The organism is Brevibacterium picturae (assembly GCF_900105045.1).
Taxonomy (GTDB): domain Bacteria; phylum Actinomycetota; class Actinomycetes; order Actinomycetales; family Brevibacteriaceae; genus Brevibacterium; species Brevibacterium picturae.
This window is the reverse complement of record NZ_LT629739.1, coordinates 3,623,701-3,645,947: the sequence shown is the minus strand read 5'-3', so window position 1 is coordinate 3,645,947 and position 22,247 is coordinate 3,623,701. Positions and strand designations below refer to the sequence as shown.

The 22,247-nt window shown below is 64.5% G+C and carries 15 protein-coding genes; 4 read left to right on the top strand and 11 right to left on the bottom strand.

Annotation, left to right across the window (positions count from 1 at the left end; all coding sequences use genetic code 11):
- Nucleotides 1–100: 100 nt before the first annotated feature.
- The 3 genes from BLT92_RS16655 to BLT92_RS16645 form a co-directional block, all read right to left on the bottom strand.
- Complete coding sequence (locus BLT92_RS16655; RefSeq protein WP_092107384.1) at nucleotides 101–2,857, bottom strand: DNA translocase FtsK; 2,757 nt, start codon at nucleotides 2,855–2,857, stop codon at nucleotides 101–103.
- A gap of 258 nt (nucleotides 2,858–3,115) precedes the next feature.
- Nucleotides 3,116–3,871 (bottom strand): class I SAM-dependent methyltransferase, encoded by a 756-nt coding sequence (locus BLT92_RS16650; protein WP_226829790.1) that lies wholly within the window; start codon nucleotides 3,869–3,871, stop codon nucleotides 3,116–3,118.
- On the bottom strand, nucleotides 3,868–4,431 hold the full coding sequence (locus BLT92_RS16645) for an ArsR/SmtB family transcription factor (RefSeq protein WP_092107380.1): 564 nt from the start codon (nucleotides 4,429–4,431) through the stop codon (nucleotides 3,868–3,870). The genes BLT92_RS16650 and BLT92_RS16645 overlap by 4 nt, the downstream gene beginning before the upstream one ends.
- A 133-nt stretch (nucleotides 4,432–4,564) precedes the next feature.
- Between BLT92_RS16645 and BLT92_RS16640 the strand changes: the two genes are divergently transcribed.
- The gene (locus BLT92_RS16640; protein WP_009882954.1) at nucleotides 4,565–5,923 is read left to right on the top strand and encodes an MFS transporter; all 1,359 of its coding nucleotides are present in this window, start codon (nucleotides 4,565–4,567) and stop codon (nucleotides 5,921–5,923) included.
- A gap of 398 nt (nucleotides 5,924–6,321) precedes the next feature.
- Here BLT92_RS16640 and BLT92_RS16635 read toward each other — a convergent pair whose 3' ends face one another.
- Both BLT92_RS16635 and BLT92_RS16630 read right to left on the bottom strand, forming a co-directional pair.
- Nucleotides 6,322–6,978 carry a response regulator gene (locus BLT92_RS16635; RefSeq protein WP_092107378.1) on the bottom strand — a complete coding sequence of 219 codons (657 nt, stop codon included), beginning with the start codon at nucleotides 6,976–6,978 and terminating at the stop codon, nucleotides 6,322–6,324.
- Nucleotides 6,978–8,846, bottom strand: coding sequence for a sensor histidine kinase (locus tag BLT92_RS16630; protein WP_092107376.1), 1,869 nt, complete (start codon nucleotides 8,844–8,846; stop codon nucleotides 6,978–6,980). Before BLT92_RS16630 ends, BLT92_RS16635 begins: the two co-directional genes overlap by 1 nt.
- A gap of 142 nt (nucleotides 8,847–8,988) precedes the next feature.
- Between BLT92_RS16630 and BLT92_RS16625 the strand changes: the two genes are divergently transcribed.
- A complete protein-coding gene (locus BLT92_RS16625) occupies nucleotides 8,989–10,515 on the top strand; it encodes a CitMHS family transporter (RefSeq protein ID WP_092107374.1) in 1,527 nt (508 codons plus the stop codon).
- Nucleotides 10,516–10,528: 13 nt separating this feature from the next.
- On the top strand, nucleotides 10,529–10,990 hold the full coding sequence (locus BLT92_RS16620) for a universal stress protein (RefSeq protein ID WP_092107372.1): 462 nt from the start codon (nucleotides 10,529–10,531) through the stop codon (nucleotides 10,988–10,990).
- Between the two features lie 33 nt (nucleotides 10,991–11,023).
- Here BLT92_RS16620 and BLT92_RS16615 read toward each other — a convergent pair whose 3' ends face one another.
- The 4 genes from BLT92_RS16615 to aceB form a co-directional block, all read right to left on the bottom strand.
- Nucleotides 11,024–12,439: a heterodisulfide reductase-related iron-sulfur binding cluster gene (locus BLT92_RS16615; protein ID WP_231938886.1), complete on the bottom strand. Its 1,416-nt coding sequence runs from the start codon at nucleotides 12,437–12,439 to the stop codon at nucleotides 11,024–11,026.
- A 107-nt stretch (nucleotides 12,440–12,546) separates the two neighbouring features.
- A complete protein-coding gene (locus BLT92_RS16610) occupies nucleotides 12,547–13,698 on the bottom strand; it encodes an FAD-binding oxidoreductase (RefSeq protein ID WP_157691481.1) in 1,152 nt (383 codons plus the stop codon).
- On the bottom strand, nucleotides 13,695–15,155 hold the full coding sequence (locus BLT92_RS16605) for an FAD-linked oxidase C-terminal domain-containing protein (protein ID WP_172802611.1): 1,461 nt from the start codon (nucleotides 15,153–15,155) through the stop codon (nucleotides 13,695–13,697). Before BLT92_RS16605 ends, BLT92_RS16610 begins: the two co-directional genes overlap by 4 nt.
- A 160-nt stretch (nucleotides 15,156–15,315) precedes the next feature.
- Nucleotides 15,316–16,920, bottom strand: coding sequence for a malate synthase A (aceB, locus tag BLT92_RS16600; protein WP_092107366.1), 1,605 nt, complete (start codon nucleotides 16,918–16,920; stop codon nucleotides 15,316–15,318).
- 316 nt (nucleotides 16,921–17,236) lie between these two features.
- Here aceB and BLT92_RS16595 point away from each other — a divergent pair, with 316 nt between their 5' ends.
- Entirely contained in the window at nucleotides 17,237–19,078 is a 1,842-nt protein-coding gene (locus BLT92_RS16595) for an L-lactate permease (RefSeq protein ID WP_092107364.1), read from the top strand.
- Nucleotides 19,079–19,472: 394 nt separating this feature from the next.
- Here the strand turns inward: BLT92_RS16595 and BLT92_RS16590 are convergent, their stop codons facing one another.
- Together BLT92_RS16590 and dapA are read right to left on the bottom strand one after the other, a co-directional pair.
- Nucleotides 19,473–21,119 carry a ribonuclease J gene (locus tag BLT92_RS16590; protein WP_092109536.1) on the bottom strand — a complete coding sequence of 549 codons (1,647 nt, stop codon included), beginning with the start codon at nucleotides 21,117–21,119 and terminating at the stop codon, nucleotides 19,473–19,475.
- A 34-nt stretch (nucleotides 21,120–21,153) separates the two neighbouring features.
- Nucleotides 21,154–22,077 (bottom strand): 4-hydroxy-tetrahydrodipicolinate synthase, encoded by a 924-nt coding sequence (gene dapA, locus BLT92_RS16585; protein ID WP_092107362.1) that lies wholly within the window; start codon nucleotides 22,075–22,077, stop codon nucleotides 21,154–21,156.
- Nucleotides 22,078–22,247 lie beyond the last annotated feature (170 nt).

The window sequence follows — 22,247 nt, the reverse complement described above, 5'->3', positions numbered from 1 at the left end:
ATCCGAATGACATGTGAAAGGCGTGGAGCCGAGCGCTCGTTTCAGCACTCGGCCCCACCCCTCACTTTGCTCTGCCACGCCCGTGGTCGAGCGACCGGACTCAGCGCCCAGTCAATGACCAGGCGTCTTCACCGCTGGCTTCGACGACTTCCAATCCCGTCTCGGGGTCGACCTCGCCGACCCGCAGATCAGCGGAGTGACCGACGCCTGTGGAATAGCGGTCGCCGCCTGATTGTGCCGATGGTGCCGCGGCGCCGGAGCCCGAAGCCCCGACGTCCTCAAATTCCTCGTCGTAATCCGCTGCCGCAGTCGCCTGCTCGCTCGCATTATGAGCAGATCCGGTAGAACCGTTGCCTGCGCTGTCTCCGCCCGGCACTGGCTCTGGTTCTTCGTCCGGCGGGGTCTCGCCCTTGATGATCGCCAGCGTCCCCGGCAGATCCTCGGGTCGGACGAGCACGTCGCGGGCCTTCGACCCCTCGGATGGGCCGACGATGCCTCGTGATTCCATGAGGTCCATGAGGCGCCCGGCCTTGGCGAACCCGACGCGCAGTTTGCGCTGCAGCATCGAGGTCGAGCCGAACTGGGTGGTCACGACCTGCTCTGCCGCCTGGAGCAGGAGCTCGAGATCGTCGCCGATCTCTTCGTCGATCTGCTTCGTCGGCTTCTCGACCGCGACGTCTTCGCGGTAGTTGGGTGTGAGCTGACCCTTGACGTGTTCGACGACCTTCTCGATCTCCGACTCGTTGACCCAGGCTCCCTGGACACGCATCGGCTTCGCGGCACCCATGGGCAGGAACAGTGCGTCGCCCTGTCCGATGAGCTTCTCCGCACCCGGCTGGTCGAGCACGACTCGGGAGTCGGCCAGGGATGAGGTGGCGAATGCCAGACGTGAGGGCACGTTGGCCTTGATCAGACCGGTGACGACGTCGACGCTGGGTCGCTGTGTGGCGAGGACCAGGTGGATGCCGGCTGCACGTGCCAGCTGGGTGATGCGCTGAATCGAGGCTTCGACGTCACGCGGGGCGACCATCATCAGGTCGGCGAGCTCGTCGACGACGACCAGCAGGTACGGGTAAGGCTGCAGGACCCTTTCGGACCCGGCCGGCGGCTGGACCCGACCTTCGCGCACAGCTTTGTTGAATTCGTTGATGTGCTTGAACCCGTAGTTCGCGAGGTCGTCGTAACGGGCGTCCATTTCGCGCACAACCCACTCGAGCGCCTCGGCGGCCTTCTTGGGGTTGGTGATGATCGGGGTGATCAGGTGCGGGATGCCCTCGTAGATCGTGAGTTCCACGCGCTTGGGGTCGACGAGGATCATGCGCACCTCGTCGGGGGTCGCACGCATCATGATCGAGGTGATCATGGAGTTCACGAAGCTCGACTTACCGGCACCGGTGGCGCCGGCGACCAGCAGGTGGGGCATCTTCGACAGGTCGGCGACGACGAATCCGCCCTCGACGTCCTTGCCCACGCCCATGACCAGGGAGTTCTCGGTCTTGCGTGCGGCCTTCGAACGCAGCACATCGCCGAGGGCGACGTTCTCACGGTCGGAGTTCGGAATCTCGATGCCGATCGCCTTCTTGCCGGGAATCGGCGAGAGGATGCGGACATCGGCACTGGCAACCGCGTAGGCAATGTTCTTGCTCAGCGCGGTGACCTTCTCCACCTTGGTGCCCGAGCCGAGCTCCACCTCGTAGCGGGTGACCGTTGGCCCGCGCGAGAAACCGGTGACCTCCGCGGCGATCTTGAATTGCTCGAGGACGTCGCGCAGCGCTTCGACGACGCGGTCGTTGGCTTCGGAGCGCTCCTTCGCGGGCGGACCGGGCACTAGGTTGTCCGAGTTCGGCAGCGTGTAGGTCACATCCCCGGCCAGAGTGAGCTGCTCGACGCGTTCGGGCAGCTGTTCCGTTGCTGGGGGTGCCGGATTGTTCGTGACAGGCACCGACGCCGAGGCGGCTCCCGACGTGGTCTTGTTCGCCGCAGTGGCAGCGTCATCGTCCATGCCGATGGTCTTCTTCAGCGCGGCCGTCTCCCGCTCGGCCTTCGTCGGCCGACGTTCACCGGGCTTGAACTGAGGCCTTTCGATGACCGTGGTGTCGGCCTCTTCATCGCTGACATCGTTTTCATGTATATAGGCCTTGTCGTATGCCTTGGTCGCGGTGTCCTCGTCGGCACGCTCCCCCTCGGGGAGGTCGGTCTTCTTCTTCCGCGTCCGGCGCTTGGACCCCATGACGGGTTTGAGGCTGGAGGTGCGCGCATTGTCGGCGACCAGGTCGGTCGAATCCGGCTCATTGCTGTCTTCTGGGCGCGCTCCCCCGGTCAGACGCAGGTAGAGCGCTGTCAGTCGTTTCGGAATCGAACGCACCGGTGTGGCGGTGATGACCAGCAGCGAGAAGATGCCGAGCAGAACGAGCAGCGGCACCGCCACATAGACGGTCGTTGCGATGACGAGAGGTGAGGAGATGACGAACCCGAGTGCACCGCCGCCATTGGCCATGGCCGCATTGGAATTGGTGAATGTTGGATTGCCCGCGGCAATGTGGGCCAAGCCCGAAGCGGAGAGAAGCAGGAGGATGATGCCGATGAGGATCCGGTTGTTGCCCCGGTTGTCCTCGCCACGGAGGAACAGGCGAATCGCGTAGCAGGTGAAGATCGCCGGCAGGGCCAGTGCAACTCGCCCGAAGGTGCCTTCGACGACGCCGCGGACGCCTTCGCTGACCGCGCCGGGAATGTTCCACCATTCGAAGGCTGCGATGACGATGGAGAGACCGATCAGGAAGAAGGCAGTGCCGTCTCTCTTCGTCGGTGAATCGGTCGGTTCGTCACTGAGGACTTTTCGCGCACGGTTTCCGGCCATGTGGGACACTCCCCTCCACGCACCGGTGACAACGTTTGTCCCGGGGTCTTTTTTCCCCGCTTGCCCGGTCCGACCAGCAGGTTTGCGCGCTGAGCCTTTTCCAGTACCAGAAGCGGGGGAAGTCGTTCTGGTCGCCATGCTTCTTATCTTAGGGCGATTATGCGCCCCTGCCCAGTAAATCCGCAGGGTTCGGCGCGCCGAGGCGGGGCTGAGACACCACCTCGGTGGCAGTTGTGCGCCCCGTTCTGATCCGCCGTTTCAGACTTTTCGAGCCACGAAGACGAACTCTCGACCTGGACGGTCCGGAGCATCCCGGATCTCGTCCACGCAGAAGCCTGCTGACTCAAGTGATTGCCTCAGCGACTCTCTGCTCCGAAACCTCAATGTCGACGTCGCATCGATACGCTCTCCATCACGCTGGAAGATCGTGGGGCTGTCGAAGACGACCGTATCTCCGTCCACAGAGCGCAGCTGCACCCACGATTCGACCTGCCCCTCGACTGCCACCTCGACGACTTGGCGCGTCTTCTCCTTGGTCCACGACTCCCAGGCGCGCTTCGCAGGGTCTCGAGATTCGAAGACAAAGCGCCCGCCGGGCCGCAGCGCCGCGTGGATCGCGCTCACAGTCTCGGCCCAGTCACGGTCGGCAGAGATCTCTTGAGCCGCGTTGGCCGTCATCAACGTCATGTCCACCTGAATCGGAAGGACATCTGGGGCTGTGCCGTGCACCCAGTTCACACCTTCGGCGTCTGATTTCTTCTGCGCCACGTCCAGTGCCGCCGAGGATGGGTCCGCGGCGGTCACCGTGCAGCCTTGGCGGGCCAACATCAGTGCAAGTGTTCCGGTCCCGCATCCCACATCCAGGACTGAGTCCGCGTCGAACTCTTCGACAATCGCCGCATAGACCTTCAGATCGCTGCGCTGAAGACCCTCCAGCGCATCGTAGACGGCGACACACCTGGGGTCGCTGTACGCTTCAACTGTTCGTCTGGAACTGCCCTGCATATCGCTCATTCGACGCCAGGCTCGTCTGCCTCGTGCCGGCTGCTGGGGTGCATAGCGATGAAGAGACCCCATTGCCGGGTGGCTGATCGGCTCCGCCGGGATTCGAACTCTTCGAAGAGCTCGGCGATGCGGCTTCGGAACTCCTCGACCTCATCCTCGGTGAGCATTGCCGCCATCCGTCCCATCGTGCGCTCCTCGTAGGGAGCCGCCGTGAACTCGGCGGTGAAGGCCTCGATCATCGGGTTCGTCACGTCGCCGACATCGATGTACCAGCTCTTACCGGTCGCGAGGTAGGGAATCTCTCGCGCACCTCTGCGGCCTCGCCTGGCTTCCTGTGCCTCGAGGAAACCCGTGTCGGCAAGCATCCGCACATGGTGCAGCGATGTCGCGGGGTTAAGGTCGGTCGCCTCGGCGATCTCGCGATTGCTCAGCGCCTCGTCCAGGCACAGCCGCAGGATGCGAATGCGCAGACTCGATGCCAAGGCCTTCGCCTCGGCATCGGTGGCGTCACGGCGTTCAACGGCTCGCGCGACGGTCCGCGCTGTGTTCTCGGCGCGCTCAGCATTCATATCTCAACGCTAACGAGTGATCGGGAGAAGTCAATTGGTCGCCCCACCGTGATTGACTTAACTCAATCACTCCTGCCAGACTTGCGATTGAGAGATCTCAATCACTCGACGCCCAGGACTCGGAGTGGAGCCTATGACCGCGCACGACCCGCCCGAAAAGACCAGCCCGACTGAAGTGACCAGTTCAGCGTCGCTGTGGCGCCATCATGACTTCCGGCAGCTGTGGATGGGTGACACGGTCTCCGTCTTCGGGGTCCAGTTCGTCAGCTTTGCTATGCCGCTCATCGCCGTGCAGCTTCTCCACGCGGACGCTTTCGAGATGGGAGTGCTCTCCACGCTTGAGTCTCTTGCCTTCCTCCTCATCGCCCTTCCTGCCGGCGCCTGGGTCGATCGGATGCGCAAGAAGCACGTGCTCATCTCCGGTGACGTCCTCCGCGCCCTGGTGCTGCTGAGCATTCCTGCGGCCTGGCTGCTCGGCGCGCTGTCGTTTGTCCACCTGTGCATCGTGGCTGCACTTGTCGGCATCATCACCGTCTTCTTCGATGTGGCCAATCAGTCGTACCTACCAGAGATCGTCACCGGCGATCGGATCGCCGAGGGCAATGGGAAGCTCCAGGCCAGTCAGCAGACCGCCAATGTCATCGGCCCCTCGGCGGCGGCAGGCCTGGTAGCTCTCATCGGATCACCACTGACGGTCGGCATCACCAGTGTCTGCATGGGTCTTTCGAGTCTGTTCGTCAGTCGGATCAGACATCGAGAGCAGGCCCCCAGTCCAACAAGCAGACAGCCCCTACTGAAAGAGATTCGGGCTGGACTGGCCTTCGTCTTCAGTCATTCTCTTCTGGTAAGAATCGTCGCCTGCACCGGTACCAGCAACTTCAGCTCCTCAGCCATCTTCGCGCTGTCGACCCTATACATTCTGCGCACTCTCGATCAGCCTCAAGCCGTCCTTGGCCTGGTGCTCTCAATCAGTGCCGCCGGAGGGCTTCTCGGGGCCCTGGCCGCTCCCGCCCTGCAGCGCATCGTCGGTGAAGGTCGCACCATCTCCCTGTCCGCACTGGCAGGAGGCCTCACTTTCCTCAATCTGCCGTTGGCATCGGTCCTGCCACCGGTGCCGACTCTGACGGTCGGAGGATTTCTGCTCTCTGCGTCGGTCGTCGTCTACAACATCACTCAGGTGAGTTTTCGTCAGCGGCTGTGTCCCAAACCTCTGCTCGGGCGAATGAACGCATCGATCCGATTCCTCGTCTGGGGTCCGATGCCCATCGGGGCCTTCCTTGGCGGAGTGTTCGGGCATTCAATCGGCATCGTGGAGACCCTGTGGGTCTTCGCCGCACTGGCTATTGTGGCGTCTTTGCCGGTGCTTCTCTCACCACTGACCGTGATGAGAACTTTGCCGGGCGCGCTCAATCTGCTCGAAGACGGCACGCGAGACGGCGACGAGCCTGACGGCAGGGACAGGTCCGGAGATTGCGATCCGCGGCAAGATTAAGGGCATGCACGAGCGGGAGCACGCAGGCACAGCTATGAATGTTCAACCGGTGTGAATGGATCGTGATTCCAGAATCCGTTGCAAAACGTGATGGCACCTGACCTAAATTCGGGGGTGTTGCGTGCTGGAAAATCTGTCATAGATACTCCCAACAACTTTCCTCTCCCGAGATACCGGACACCGACACCGATCCGGACCGTCGAATCCTGGTCAATCTCAATTTCTGTGGGCTGTGACCAGACCAGCGGGTACTCTGCACGACCGACAATGGCAACGGGTTTCGACAACAGTTTCAGAAACCAGCTGTTGACCAAATGAGCCTTGATCCTGATTCTGCAATTCATACTCAAACTTTCCTCGGCGGAACAATCGGGCATGCGGTCGGGACCGATGCTCACTCAGCCCATTCCGTAGAGGTGCTCGGGCCGCCCGGTGCTTCCGTACTGCAGTGAGACGGTGACAGCACGGGATTCGGCGAGCTTGGCCAGGTGTCGTTGGGCCGTCGCACGGGAGGTGCCCACCGCCTCGGAGACCTGCATCGCCGTCATCGCAGAGTCTGTATGTTCGAGTGCCTCGAGGATGCGTCCGCTGGTCGATGAGACCGATGCTTGGGACGGCGCACTGCCCGGAGCGGCGACGTCGTGCAGACTGCGCAGCTGGCGCTCGAGCTCCGGCTGGCTCACTTTGTCTCGTTCCCAGTAGCGCCGGAATCGCGCATAGCGCCTGAGGAAATCCTGCAGCTCCTCAGCGGCGAAGGGTTTGAGGATGTATGTCATCGCCCCTGCGCGCAGAGCCGAACGCACCACCTCCGCCTCGGCGACGGCCGAGAGCACGACCGCATCGACGTCGGTCTCGCGGATGAGTTCGACTCCATTGCCCTCGGGCAGGACATAGTCGGCCAGCAGCAGATCCACGTCTTCCTCGGCAAGTACCCTGCGCGCCGCGCGCAGATCCCTGACCGGTTCCAGTGCATGGAATCCCGCCACCTCGTTGACGTACCTGCAGTGGATCTGTCCCACATAGAAGTCGTCGTCGAGAACCAGAACGTTGACCATCAACTCTCCTTAACGTCCGTGTCGTCGCTGAGTACCTCGGGCAGGCGCATGGCGAATCCTGCACCGCCGAGCTCGGGGTCGTGACTTGTCAGCAGCCACACCCTGCCGCCGTGTCGCCGTGCGACTCGTCGGCACAGGGCCAAACCGATGCCGTGACCGTGTTCGGCATCGAAGTCCTCGGCGGAGCTGACCCCGTCGTCGAAGATGGACTCCGCATCCTCGTCCGCCACTCCCCCACCGGTGTCAGCGACAACCGCGTGCAGCTCCGCCCCGGAGCCCAGCAGCGTCACCTCGATCCTGCCGGACATCTCGTTGCCCCGTCCGTTGCCGGCCTCACCGCCGTCATTCCGGTCGCCGTCACTGTCGTCCTGAACGCCGTCACGATCGTCCTGGCCGTCGTCGCTGCAGCCTGCTCGGTCGCCACCATCGCCGTCGGAGTCGGAGTATGAGTGCGCCACGACCGCTCGCACGGCATTGTCGATGAGGTTGCCGAGGATGAGCGTGACGTCCTCAGGCTCGTTCACCCGACCCAGAACCAAGGAGTCCGGGGTGACCGCCAACGACACTCCCGCCTCGGCTGCGGTGGTGCCTTTGGCCTCGAGAAGGGCACGGAGGTACGGGTCGGAGATCACCTCGATGCCTTCGACTGGGGTCGCGATCGGCCCGGTCCGCAGAATTGTCGCGAGATAGGTCCTCGCCTCGTCGGTGGCACCCGTGTCGACGAGGCCGAGCACGGTGTGCAGCCGGTTGGCGAACTCGTGACGCTGGGTGCGCAGGGCCCGAGCCATCGAGGTCACGGATTCGAGTTGACGTGCCATCGTCAGCACCTGCGTCTCGTCGCGCAGGGTGACGACGCCGCCGACCGACACCCCGTCACGGCTCACCCTGACCGCGGTGGCCAACAGGATCCGGTCGCGGACGTGGATCCGACGCCGCAAGGCTCCGTCAACGGGTGCTTCGACCATCATGCGCCGGATCTGCTCGGGCACCGCGGTCGACGAGCCGGATGAGTGGTCGTCGGTAGTCGCCGAGGCGGCGGCATGCTTATCGATGGCAGTCGCATCGGCCTCCCCCTCGCTCCTGACAGGGCCGATCCCGAGCAGAGATTCCGCGGTGGAGTTGCTCAGCGTGGGTGTGCCAGAGGAGCTGAATGCCAGGACTCCGTCATCGAGGCCGCGCAGAACAGCGCCTTGATCACGAGCCATCTCCGCGAGCTCCTCGGGTCCCACACCCAGTGTCTCTCGACGCAGCCGCCGGCCCAGAGCCAGGGAGGCGATCACCCCGATGGCCAACGCCACGACCGCGACGGACCCGAGGGCGAGGAACTCGCGTCGCACGTCGGCATCGAGCACGGAAGCATAGATGCCCACCGAGACCTCGCCGACAACGGTGCCGTCACCGGACGTGGAATAGATCGGCACCTTGGCTCGCACCGTCTCCCCGAGAGTGCCTCTATCGTGGGTCACCGACTCTCTGCCGGCGAGTGCCTCGGCCGGAGAGGTCGACACATGTCTGCCTATTCTGCTCCGATCTGGGTGAGTCAGTCGGATGCCCCGGTCGTCGGTGATGACCGCGAACACGATGCCCGAGGAGGCGCGCAGGTCATCGGTGATCTCCAGCAGCGGGTCGGTGATCGCATCATCGGGGACCTCCGCGTGCTCGGCAGAGGCCTGGGTGGCGCCCTTCCTCACCTCGGGATCGATCGCCAGGGTTCGAGCGGTCGCCAGCGCCTTGGTCTCGGTCACCTCGGTGACCGAGCGGGCGCCCATCCAGGCGAAGATCCCCGTCACCAGCGCCAGGATCGCGACAACGACGACGAGCTGGCTGAGCAGCACACGACGCGAGAAGGATCGGGTGGGACGAGACACGCGCCAACCCTAGCCGCGCGTGAGCGAAATGCGCAAAAGGTACCAAACAGGCAGAACGTGTTCAGTGCACACAAACGCGCGACGTCGCGGAGCGCGGCCTAGTGTGTATCCGGCATCACATCCGCCTTCATAGGAGAAGTTCGTGCTCGTAATTCTCGGTTTCGCAATGATCATCGTCTTCATGACGCTGATCATGACGAAACGCCTCTCGCCGATTCTGGCGCTGATCATCGTTCCGACCGTCTTCGGGCTGTTCACCGGCGCAGGCTTGGGAATCGGCGAAATGGTCATGGACGCCATCGCAGACATGTCGTCGACGGCAGCCCTGCTGCTCTTCGCCATCATCTACTTCGGCATCATGATCGACGTCGGCCTCTTCGACAAGCTCGTCGCGTTCATCCTCAGGGTCGCCGGCCACGACCCCGTCAGGGTCGTCATGGGCACAGCCCTGCTGACGGGAGCAGTTTCCCTCGACGGTGACGGGTCGACGACTTTCATCGTCGTCACCGCCGCGATGCTGCCGATCTACCAGCGCCTGGAGATGTCACCCGTGGTGCTCACCTGTGTCGCGGGTCTGATCAACGGCACGCTCAACATCGTCCCCTGGGGAGGTCCGACCGCCCGTGCCTCCTCGGCCCTGCAGATCGATGCCAACGACATCTTCGCCCCCATGGTCCCGGCCCTCATCGCTGGCCTGCTGGTGTGCTTCGTCTTCGCCTACTTCCTCGGCATCTCCGAACGCCGCCGGCTCGCCAAGAACGGCGTGGCCTGGCCCGATGAGGCTCGGTCGGAGTCTCGGAAGTCGGGCTCACGACGCTCCGACCTCGTCGGTGCGACCGCCCACTCCGCCTCTGGTTCCGAGCAGGCCTCCGGCTCTGGGCTCACCGCTGGAACAGGCTCGGGCCCCGGATCCAGCACCGGGGCCGCGTCGGGATCCGAGAACGGGGACAACGCCTCGGCGGGCTCGACGAACACCGCGACCGCCGATGCCGATTCCGGCTCCGGCTCCGCTCTGACCGGCACTGCCCTCGACCCCAACCGGTCAACGCTGCGTCCCAAGCTCTTCTGGTTCAACCTGGTCCTGACCGTAGCCGTGATGGTCATGCTCATCGCGGACCTGCTGCCCCTGCCCTACCTGTTCATGATCGCCATGGTCATCGCGCTCATGGTCAACTTCCCCAACATCAAGGCACAGCAGGAGGAATTGGCCTCACACGCCTCGGCGATCATCGCCGTGGTCGCCATGGTCATGGCCGCCGGCGTACTCACCGGCATCATGAGCGGGACCGGCATGGTCGACGCCATGGCCGAGTGGCTCGTCGCCGTCATCCCCTCTTCCATGGGCCCCTACATGGCCGTCATCACCGGGCTGCTCTCGATCCCGATGACCTTCTTCATGAGCAACGACGCCTTCTACTTCGGCATCCTTCCGGTGTTGGCCGAAACCGCCGGTCACTTCGGAATCCCCGCGGCCGATATGGCTCGTGCTTCCATCACGGGGCAGCCGGTGCACATGCAGTCACCGCTGGTGCCAGCGATCCTGCTCCTCGTCTCACTCTCGGGAGTCGAGCTCGGAGACCACCACAAGAAGGTTCTGTGGCGAGCCCTCATCGTCTCCCTGGTGATGCTGACCGTCGGCGTCCTCGTCGGCGTCATCGCAATCGGATAGGAATACGGCAGACATGACTGACTTCTACTCAGCTCCCCGGCACAGATTCGCCGCGCCCTCACTGCGAGTGGCGGCCTCGGCCGGCATCGACGATGCACGGTCCACGGTCATCCTGGCCTACCGCTCGGATGCCTCGGCGTCGGTCCTCGATGAGGCGATCGCCGGCGCCCGCCGAGAGAACGCGGCAGTGCGCGCGGTCCACTACGAGTCCGACACGACGACCGCTCCCTCGGTTGGGGCTCTGTCCCAGACGAGGGAGCTTGCCGATCGGCTCGCCGAGGCGGACCTCCAGTTCGAGATCCAACGCGCCGACTCCGATGTGGGCTCCCAGATCATCGACCTCGCCGAAGCGTGGCAGGCGAAGCTCATAGTGATGTCGTCCAAGCGCCGCTCCCCCGTGGTCAAGCTGCTTCTGGGTTCGAGCGCCCAAAGGGTGATCCTCGAAGCCGAGTGCCCGGTCCTCATCGTCAAATAGCGTCCCGTCGGCTGCGCAGCTGCGCCGTATGCTTCACCGGGCCAGCAGGTCCCCGGCTCCCGCTCCGGTGAGTGAGGCATCGAGGAGTTCGATCGTGTGGCCCGTCGGCAGGGTCGCCTCTCCCTGTCTGCGCAGCGCGTCGGTGACCTGCAGCAAGCATCCGGGATTGCCGGTGACGACGAGTTCGGCTCCGGTGGCGGCGATGTTCGTGGCTTTCTTGTCCCCCAATTCGCGGGCGGCCTCCGGGCGAACGAGGTTGTAGATGCCGGCCGAGCCGCAGCAGGTGTCGGCGTCCTTGATCGCAGCCAGTTCGATCCCGGGGATCTGGCCCAGCAGTTCGCGTGGCGGGTTGCGCACCCCTTGGGCGTGGGAGAGGTGGCAGGCGTCATGATAGGCCACGCGCAGCCCGCCGTCGACCACCGGATGCCGTGGGGCGCTGGGCCCGAGCTCGACGAGGATCTCGGTCACGTCCCTGACCTTGTCCGACAGCTCCTTCGCGCGCCCCGCATAGGCAGGGTCATCTGCGAGGATGTCGGCGTACTCCTTCATCGTCGACCCGCAGCCGGCGGAATTGACGACGAGATAGTCCACGTCCGCCGAGGTGAATGTGTCCACGATTCTGCGTGCGAAGTCCTCCCCTTCCTCGCTGCGCCCGGCATGGACCGACAGCGCACCGCAGCACCCCTGCGACTGGGGCACCACGACTTCACAGCCCTCCATATTGAGCACACGCACCGTCGCGGCATTGACCTGAGGATAGAAGGTCCGCTGCACACAGCCGAGCAGCATCCCCACCCGGGCCCTGACCGGCACACTCGCACCTTCGGCGGTGCGCGGCGGGTTCGATTCGGGAATGCTGACCTTCTTCGTCACCGGCGGTGCGATGGCCTCCATCGTGGCCAGGGTCGGTGAAAGCTTCTCGAGGATCTTGGACTTGCGAATGACATTGGACAGGCCCGTGCGCTGGTAGAGCTTGAGCGGTGCCAGCATAGTCTTGAGACGGTCCGGGTACGGGAACAGTTGGAAGATCGCCTCGCGCAGAGCCACCTCGCCGCGGCTGCGATGCTCCTTGCCGTTGCGTTCGACCTGCCCGCGGGTGGCTTCGATGAGCTTGTCGTACTGGACCCCGGACGGGCAGGCGCTGACGCAGGCCATGCAGCCAAGACAAGCGTCGAAGTGCTCGACCATGGAGGCGGTCATCGGCCCCTCTTCCAGGCCCTTCTCCATGAGGTAGATGCGTCCGCGCGGTGAGTCCTCCTCATTTCCCCAGAGTTGGTAGGTCGGACATGCGGGAAGGCAGAAGCCGCAGTGGACGCAGTCGGCGATGAGCCCCGGGTCCGGTGGGTTGAAGACGTCGAAGGCCGAATGGTCCAGCGTCGGCGGGGCCATCTCCATCGTGGCCTGGCCAGCGGTCGCCATCGTCGTCTCCAGAGGTGTCGGCTCCGACATTGCACCCTGTGCTGACGTTGTGCCCCAGGCGGACGTGTCGTTGGGGACGGACGCGCCGCCGCCACCGCCGCCCTGGCAGCCTCCTGCGCCACCGCAATCACATGACATCACAGTCCTCCTATTCCACGTCCGGGTGAGAGCAGACCATCCGGATCGAACTGGTCTTTGATGGTGCGCATGAGTCCGAACCCGGGGATCTCGCCCCAGGCATCGACGTCGCCCCACACCGAGGCGGGGGCACACAGAACGGTCGCGCTCAGCTGCTTCTGCCCCCAAGTGCGCAGATGCTCGAGTACGACCCGGGTCGCGATCGTGGGATCGGTGTCGAGGCCGCCGACGCCGAGGTCGAAGACACCCATGGCGGACCCGCGCAGTTGGATCGGGTACCCGATGGTGTCCTCGAGGCGGGCGATCTGAGCCACCAGCTCCGGCACCAGCGCCGGTGAGACCGAGGCCCGTATCGTCACGGGGGCCTGAGCCCGACGTGCCCACCAGCTCGGCTCGATGCCCGCCTTCGCGCCGGGGTTGGCCTCGATGATCTGCCGGGTTCGGGACTCGACCGACTCCGGGAGTCCTTCGACCATGACGACGGTCGTGGCCTCTGTGCCCGGCGACCGGTCGATGTCGACTGCCGCCGGTGCCACCTGGGAGCCGAGGACTCCGAGCGCAGCCTCGGCGCCGGGGATCTCGACGTAACCCTGGGTTTTCGGTTTCGGGTACAACCGGACTGCGGCGCTGGCGATGATTCCCAGCGTCCCCCAGGATCCGGTCATGAGTTTGGCAAGGTCGTAGCCGGCGACGTTCTTCACGACCTTGCCGCCGGCCTTCGCGATCGTGCCGTCGGCGAGGACGACGGTGACTCCGAGGACGACTTCGCGCAGAGGCAGGCGGCCGATGCGCCGTGGCCCCACAGCCCGGGTGGCGATGGCTCCGCCCAATGTCGACCCTGAGTCCGTGCGGTCGGCGGGAAAATCCGGGAGGAGCTGCTGATCTCCGGTGGCGGCGACGTCGTTGAGTTCGGAGATCGTGGCCCCGGCCCCGGCGACGAGGATGAGGTCGCCGGGAGAATGTTCGATGACCTCATCGAGTCCTCCCATGTCGATCAGGAGGCCCGGAGTGCGTCCCGGCGGATGATCGTCGAGCGCTGTCCCGCCGCCGTAGACGCCGATGGGGCGAGAGTCGCGGTGCGCGCGGGTCACGAGTTCGGACAGCTCCTCAACGCTGTCCGGCCGGGCGAGTCGGGGAAGTTCCTCGGTCAAAACAGCTCCGCCTTTCCTGCTGCCTGCAACGGGTGCTCCCCCGATGTCCGCCGAGGTGGTTCCCCGCACAGCCGTGGTGTCGGGAAGACCTTTCCCGGGTTGGACAGATAGTCGGGATCGAATGCGCACCGCAGGATCTGCATCGTGTCGAGGTCCTCATTCGTGAACATGCGCGGCATGAATTTGGCCTTGTCGGAGCCGACCCCGTGTTCCCCGGTGATCGAACCGCCTTCGCTCAGGCACAGGTCGAGGATCCGCCCCGAAGCGGTCTCGGCAAGATCGGTCTGGCCTTCGACACTGCCGTCGAAGAGCACGAGCGGATGCAGGTTGCCGTCTCCGGCATGGAAGACGTTGGCCACGCGCACACCGCATTCCTCAGCGATCGTCGAGATGGAGGCGAGCACCGGTCCGAGCCGAGACCGTGGGATGACTCCGTCCTGGACGATGTAGTCGGGGCTGATCCGACCGACGGCCGCGAAGGCCGATTTCCGGCCCTTCCAGATCAGACCGCGTTCGACATCGTCGACGGCGACCCTGATCTCGCCGGCGCCGTGGTCCCTCGCCCGGGCGATGACGGTCTCCCGCTCGAGTTCGACGTCAACGGCCGGTCCGTCGAGTTCGACCACGAGGACCGCACCGGCGCCCTCGGGGTAGTTGCAGGCCACGGCCTTCTCTGCGGCTTCGATGGCCAGCGCGTCCATCATCTCGATGGCGGCGGGCATGATCCCGGCGGAGATGATGTCACTGACTGCCTCCCCGGCCGCATCGGTCGATTCGAATCCGATCAGCAGTGTCTCGACCGCTTCGGGAAGCCGGGTCAGTCGTACGGTCACCTCGGTCACGATCCCCAGCGTCCCTTCGGATCCGCAGAGCACGCCGAGGAGGTCGTAGCCCGGGTATTCGGGGGCGTCTCCCCCGATTTCGACGATGTCTCCCTGGGCGGTGACGAGGGTGGCCCCGGTGACGTGATTGGTGGTGAAACCGTATTTGAGGCAGTGGGCGCCGCCGGAGTTCTCGGCGACGTTGCCGCCGATCGAGCACACGCTCTGACTCGAGGGGTCCGGCGCGAAGTAGTAGCCGTGAGGGTTGGCCTCATTGGAGAGATTGAGGTTGATGACCCCGGGCTGCACGATGGCACGCTGGGCGGCAGGATCGATGTCGAGGATGTCGCGCATCGTCGACATGACGATGAGCACGCCCTCTGCATGCGGCTGGGCTCCACCGGACAGGCCGGTGCCCGATCCGCGGGCGACGAAGGGGACGTCGAACTCATGGCAGGCGCGCACGGCCAGGGCCACCTCGGCGGTGGAGGTGACGCGGACGACCAGGGCCGGAACGGTCCGGTGCACGGCTAAACCGTCACACTCGTAGGTCTTGCGTTCGTTCTCATCGGTGACGATCGCCTGCGGTGGCAAATGCGGTTCGATCCGTCCGAGAACCGATTCGATTCTGCTCATGTCCACTTCCGCCTCCATTGCGCTGATGGTGTCGAGCTTAACGAAGAAAGCCGCCGAAAATGTGCTCCGCGGCACATTTTCGACGGCGTTCTTACCTGGTGAGACTCATGAACCGGGCCGACTCAGGGCATGCGGCCCAGACTCAGGGCATCGAGCATACTCAGGGCATGCGGGCGTAGGCCGGCAGCGTGAGGAAGTCGACGTACTCATCGGCAACGGCCACGGACAGGAACGTGTCGGTGGCATCCTTCCAGTCCGACTTCTCGCCCGGCAGCTTCGCGACCTCTTCGGCCACGACCTGGCGCACAAGGTCCGCGGTGACCGTGACTCCGGTGTCGAGCTCGACTCCGGCGTCCATCCACTGCCAGACCTGGGACCGTGAGATCTCCGCGGTCGCGGCGTCTTCCATGAGCCCGTTGATGGCAACAGCACCGTTTCCTTCGAGCCAGGCACGCAGGTACCGGATGCCCACGGAGACGTTGGTCCGCAGACCCTTCTCCGTCATCGACCCCGGGGTCGACTTCACGTCGAGGAGGTCCGCGGCGGACACGGAGACGTCCTCGCGCTTGTTCTCGATCTGATTGGCATTCTCACCCAGAGTCTCGGTGAAGACCTCCTTGCAGAGGGCGACCATGCCGGGATGGGCAACCCAGGAGCCGTCGAAGCCCTTGCCGGCCTCGCGTGACTTGTCTTCGCGAACCTTGTTGAAGGCGGCTTCGTTCTCGTCCTTGTCCTTCGATGGGACGAAGGCGGACATGCCGCCGATCGCGTGCGCGCCGCGCTTGTGGCAGGTGCGCACGAGGAGTTCGGTGTAGGCGCGCATGAACGGCACCGTCATCGTGACATCCGACCGATCAGGCAGCAGGTAGTCGGAGCCGCGGGACCGGAAGTTCTTGATCACAGAGAAGATGTAGTCCCAGCGGCCGGCGTTGAGACCTGAGGAGTGCTCGCGCAGTTCGTAGAGGATCTCCTCCATTTCGAAGGCCGCGGGGTAGGTCTCGATGAGCACGGTGGCGCGGATGGTGCCCCGGGCCAGATCGAAGGCGTCCTCGGCGTGGTCGAAGACCTGATTCCACAGGCGCGCCTCGAGGTGCGATTCCATCTTCGGCAGGTAGAAGTACGGGCCCTTGCCCTTCTCGATCTGGATCTGCCCGGCAGTGGCGAAGTAGAGCGCGAAGTCCACGAGGGACCCCGAGGTCTCCTCGCCGTCGACGAGGATGTGCTTCTCGGGCATGTGCCAGCCGCGGGGGCGGACGACGATGGTCGGCAGCTCCTCATCGGGGGCCAGGGTGTAGGACTTGCCCTCGGGCGAGGTGAAGTCGATCTCGCGATTGAGCGAGTCGAGCAGGTTGAGCTGCCCGCCGATGACCGAGCCCCACTCCGGGGTGTTCGCATCCTCCTGGTCGGCCAGCCACACCTTGGCGCCGGAATTCAGGGCGTTGATCGTCATCTTCTTGTACGTCGGCCCGGTCATCTCCACACGCCGGTCCTCGAGGCCGGGAGCCGGCGGTGCGACCTGCCAGCTCGGATCATTGCGGATCTCGGCGGTCTCGGGGAGGAAGTCGAGGTCGGCGCCGGCGGCGATCTGAGCCTGGCGCTCTTTGCGGGCATCCAGTCGTTCGAGACGGACCCCATTGAACTTCCGGTTGAGTTCGACGATGAGTTCGAGGGCCTTCGGGGTGAGCACCTTCTCTGCCCCGTCCGGCAGTTCGCCGGTGATTTCCATGCCTTCTGGAATGTCCAGATTCTCGATATGAGCAGTCATCGGTGGTTCTCCTAAGTCGGCACATTCACTAGTGCATCGCTGATCGCTGGCAACGGGGTTTAGCCTGCGAAACTTTCACATCGTGAAATTAATTGTTCACACAACGAAAAGGATAGGAGGTGATGCACATCTCGTCAAACGCTTCCCTCGAGGTGAGACGCGAGAATCTATTGACGGCATGGCCCCCGGCCAGGCACGATGATCGCAGGTACTTCGTTAGCGGAGTCGAAACCGTGTCGACTGCTCACCATCCGGTGGCGGTCGCCGGGCCGGACTCCTCGACCAAGCGGCAAGGACGCCGCGGATCGGAATCACGATGGACAACCTCGCTGTCGCAGCGCTTTTGGCGCTGTCCCCCATCCTCCTGGCAGGAATCCTGCTCATCGGCTTTCGTTGGCCGGCGAAGTATGCGATGCCGATCGGCCTAGTGGCGGCCGCACTGGTTGCGAACTTCGCCTGGCAGATCGAGTGGGTGACGATCGGTGCCTCCGTGGTGCAGGGTCTGCTCACTGCCATCGGACTGCTGTGGATCGTCTTCGGCGCACTCCTGCTCCTGGCTACGGTCACCCGCTCCGGAGCGATCCAGACGATCCGCGCCGGCTTCGTCTCGATCTCACCCGACCGGCGCGTCCAGGTCATCATCATCGCCTGGCTCTTCGGCTCCTTCATCGAAGGTGCGGCAGGCTTCGGCACTCCCGCTGCGGTCGTCGCCCCGCTGCTGCTGGCCCTGGGCTTCCCGGCCATCGCAGCAGTCCTCGCCGGCCTCATCATCCAATCCACCCCCGTGAGCTTCGGCGCCGTGGGCACGCCCATGGTCGTCGGAATCGGCACGGGGCTGTCCCAGGAGGACGGCAGCATGTCCTCCGATGTGGCCGCCAGGGCCGCCGAGCTCGGACTCAATCAGAGTGAGTTCGTCGCGCACACCGCCGCCCAGGTCGCCCTGATGCACGGTGTCTGCGGCATCCTCATCCCGCTCCTGCTGTCGTGCCTGATGACCGGGTTCTTCGGCCGCAATCGACGCTTCGCCGACGGTTTGGCGATCGCTCCGTTCGCCATCTTCGCCGCATTGGCCATGATCGTTCCCTACCTCCTCGTGGCCAACCTCCTCGGACCTGAGTTCCCCTCCCTCATCGGAGGCCTCGTCGGCCTCGCGATCGTGGTCTCGACGAGCAAGGCCGGCTTCCTCATGCCGAAGAAAACCTGGGACTTCGCGCCACGAGAGATGTGGCCCAAACATTGGATGGGCACCGTGGACCCGGCCGATGAGGCGGCCGAGCTGACGAAGAAGATGTCGATGATCCGCGCCTGGTCGCCCTACCTCATCGTCGTCGCGCTCCTGCTGTTCACGCGCAATGTGCCCCCGGTCAAGGAATTCCTCACCGGCCCGGCCGTCATCAAGATCCAAGAGATCTTCGGCACTCCGATCAGTTCCGACATGGACCTTCTGTGGTCACCGGGCTTCATCTTCGTCATCGCCTGCCTGCTCACCTACCTCATCCACCAAATGACCGGTGGCCAGATCGCCGGCTCGTGGAAGATTGCCGGGGGCCAGATCGCCGGGGCCGCCGTGGCTCTGCTGTGTTCGCTGCCGCTGGTGCGCGTGTTCATCAACTCGGGAGGCGACTACAACACTTCGGGCCTGGACTCGATGCCCGTGACCTTGGCCGAAGCCGCCGCCAGCACGGTGGGCAGCGGCTGGCCGCTGCTGGCCCCATTCGTCGGTGCGCTGGGCGCATTCGTCGCAGGATCGAACACCGTCTCGAACATCATGTTCTCGCAGTTCCAGTTCTCCACCGGAACGGCCATCGGAGCGGCCAGCCCCGAGACCGTCGTCGCGGCCCAGGCCGTGGGCGGGGCCGCCGGAAACATGGTTGCCGTGCACAACGTCGTGGCGGCCTCGGCCACGGTCGGCCTCGTCGGACGCGAGGGGGAGCTGATCAGACGCACTTCCATCCCGATGCTCGTCTATTCGCTCACCGCAGGTGCCCTGGCCTTCGTCGGCATCAACGGACTCGGGTTCAACGCCGGGACCGTCGTCTTCGGAGCGGTGCTCGTGGGCCTGACCGTGGCCGTCATCCTCGCTCGGAGATCACCCGGGAAGGAACTCGTGGCGGAAAAGACCGGACCGTCGGCGAAGACAAGTGCCGCCGAGGACTGAGCCTGTCGAGGACGGAGCCTGCGGCCTCCGTGCACGATCGGGGTGAGCTTGCCGCACAGATGAGCGGGCAGCTCGCCGAGGACAGCGCTCGAGGCACCCGCAGACCGCCAGAGCGAGTGTTCCGCCCTCGATCAATGCGAAGCCCGTGTTCATCGTCGCTGGTGACGATGAACACGGGCTTCGCATTGATCGGCGCTGCAGGCACACGACGACGCGTTGATCGAGGCTGGTTGTTCGGCGCTGGTTGTTCGGCGCTGGTTGTACGAGGCCGCGGAGACCAGAGACCGGGGAGCAAATACTCCAGAGACGCACATCGCCCGTGTCGCGTCCTCCTTCGAGGGTGTACCACGGGCGATCTGTGCGAACTCGCCGGGGCGAACTCAGGCGAGCGAACTCAGACGATGACGACCATGGGGACGATCATCGGCTTGCGACGCAGCTTCGACGACGCCCAGCGTCCCACCGTGCGGCGCACGACCTGCTGCAGCTGGTACTGGTCGGTCGTGCCGTCCTTGAGCGCATCCTCGACGGCCTTCGTGACCTTCGGCATGATCGAATCGAAGACGGAATCGGATTCGGCCACACCGCGGGCATGGATCTCGGGGCCGGCGATGAGGGACTTGGACTGGCTGTTGATGGCCATGAAGATCGTGACGAAGCCTTCGCCCGAGAGCACAAGACGGTCCTTGAGGTCCGCCTCGGTGATCTCGCCGACCGAGGAGCCGTCGACGAAGACGTAGTTGCAGTCGACTGCACCGACGACCTCGGCATGGCCGTCCTTGAGGTCGACGACCCAACCGTCGTCGGCAAGGACGATTTCGCCCGGACTCACTCCGGTCGCCTCGGCGTGCCTGGCATTGGCCAGCATGTGCCGCCATTCGCCGTGGACGGGCATGACACCGCGGGGCTTGACGATGTTGTAGCAGTAGAGCAGCTCGCCGCCGGAGGCGTGTCCGGAGACGTGGATCTTGGCGTCCGCCTTGGAGATGACGTTGGCGCCCAGCTTCATCAGACCATTGATGACCTTGAACACGGAGTTCTCATTGCCGGGGATGAGCGAGGAGGCGAGGATGACGGTGTCGCCGTCGCCCACATCGACGCGGTGGCTGCGGTTGGCCATGCGCGAGAGCGCGGCCATCGGCTCACCCTGCGAACCGGTGCACATGAGCACGACCTGGTCATCGGGCAGCTTCTCGACCTCTTTGATGTCGATGAGCGCACCACGCGGCACCTCAAGGTAACCGAGATCCGCAGCGATCTTCATGTTGCGCACCATCGACCGGCCGACGAGAGCGACCTTGCGGCCGTGGGCATCTGCGGCGTTGAGCACCTGCTGAACGCGGTGGATGTGTGAGGAGAACGAGGCGACGATGATCCGGCGCTCGGCGTGGCCGAAGAGGTTCTCGAGAACCGGTCCGATGTCTTTCTCCAGGGCGGTGAACCCGGGGACCTCGGCGTTCGTCGAGTCCGTCATGAACAGGTCGACGCCTTCCTCGCCGAGGCGGGCGAAGGCGCGCAGGTCGGTGATCCGGCCATCGAGCGGGAGCTGGTCCATCTTGAAGTCGCCGGTGTGGAGGATGTTGCCGGCCCCGGTGCGGATGAAGACCGCGAGGGCATCAGGGATCGAGTGGTTGACGGCGACGAACTCGAGGTCGAAGGGACCGAGCTGGTCGAGGTCGTCTTCCTTGACCTCACGGGTGATCGGCTTGATCCGGTGTTCTTTGAGCTTGGCCTCGATGAGTGCGATCGTCAGCTTCGAGCCCAGGATCGGGATATCAGCTTTGCGGCGCAGCAGGTAGGGGACGGCTCCGATGTGGTCTTCGTGGCCGTGGGTCAGCACGAGGCCGACGATGTCGTCGAGGCGATCGTCGAGGTAGGAGAAGTCGGGGAGGATGAGGTCGACGCCGGGCTGGTCCTCTTCGGGGAAGAGGACGCCGCAGTCGACGATGAGCAGCTTGCCGTGGTATTCGAACACGGTCATATTGCGTCCGACTTCGCCGAGGCCGCCGAGTGCGACGATACGAACCGCTTCCCGGTCCATCTTCGGCGGAAGCTTGAGTTCTTGGGTCAATGCATTATTCACTGAGGTAACCACTCCTGGTCAATTGGGCGGCCACGAGTGCCATCTGCTCCTCATCTGCTGGGAGCAGCGGCATTCGAGTTCCGCGGTTGTCGAGTATTCCTTGGGCCTGCAATGCGGCCTTGGCCGAGATGACTCCCGGCATGTGATTCATGAGCGCGTCGACCATGTCCCCGGTGTCGAGGGCGATCGCGCGAGCTGTGGTGAGGTCGTTGTTCGCCACGGCGGCAACCATATCGGCGAAACGCGGGGTGCAGACATGGCCAGCTACGGACACGACGCCCAGGGCGCCGAGGGCCAGCAGCGGAAGGTTGAGTGCGTCCTCGCCCGAATAGTAGACGAGTGAGCTGCGGTTCATCACCTGCGCCGAGGCGAAGAGGTCGCCCTTGGCGTCCTTGACCGCGAGGATGTTGGGATGATCGGCCAACCGGAGGAGCGTCTCCGTCCTGATGGGCACTCCCGCTCTTCCCGGAATGTCGTAGAGCATGACGGGCAGATCGGTGGAGTCGGCGGCCGCGCTCATGTGCGCGGCGATGGCTGGCTGGGTCGGCTTGGAGTAGTAGGGAGTGACGATGAGGATGCCGTCGGCGCCCGCTGCCGCCGAGCGCTTGGACAGATCGATGGTGTGCGAAGTGACGTTGTTGCCGGTGCCGGCGATGATCTTCGCCCGGTGCCCGACGACGCCGCGGACGACCTTGAGCAGTTCGATCTTCTCATCATCGGTCGTCGTCGGTGATTCTCCAGTGGTTCCGGACACGACGAGCATGTTGTTGCCGAGGTCGACGAGGTGACTCGCGACCTTCTCCACGGCAGGATAGTCGATGGTTCCGTCGTCCTTGAACGGCGTCACCATCGCCGTGCCGACAGTACCGAACGCATCAATCGCAGCGGCTGCTGCGCTATCACCGAGAATCGCCATACGAAAAGGATACCGCGCACAGTCCACGACTGCGGCAGTGGCCGTGCGCGCGCCACGAGTGTATTGGCCGTTCACCGACTGCTGCCCGTCGCCGCATGCCGCTCATCGGCGGCATGCGGCGCATCGACGACCTGCCGCGTGTTCACCGTCTGCAAGTCATGGGACCGGAG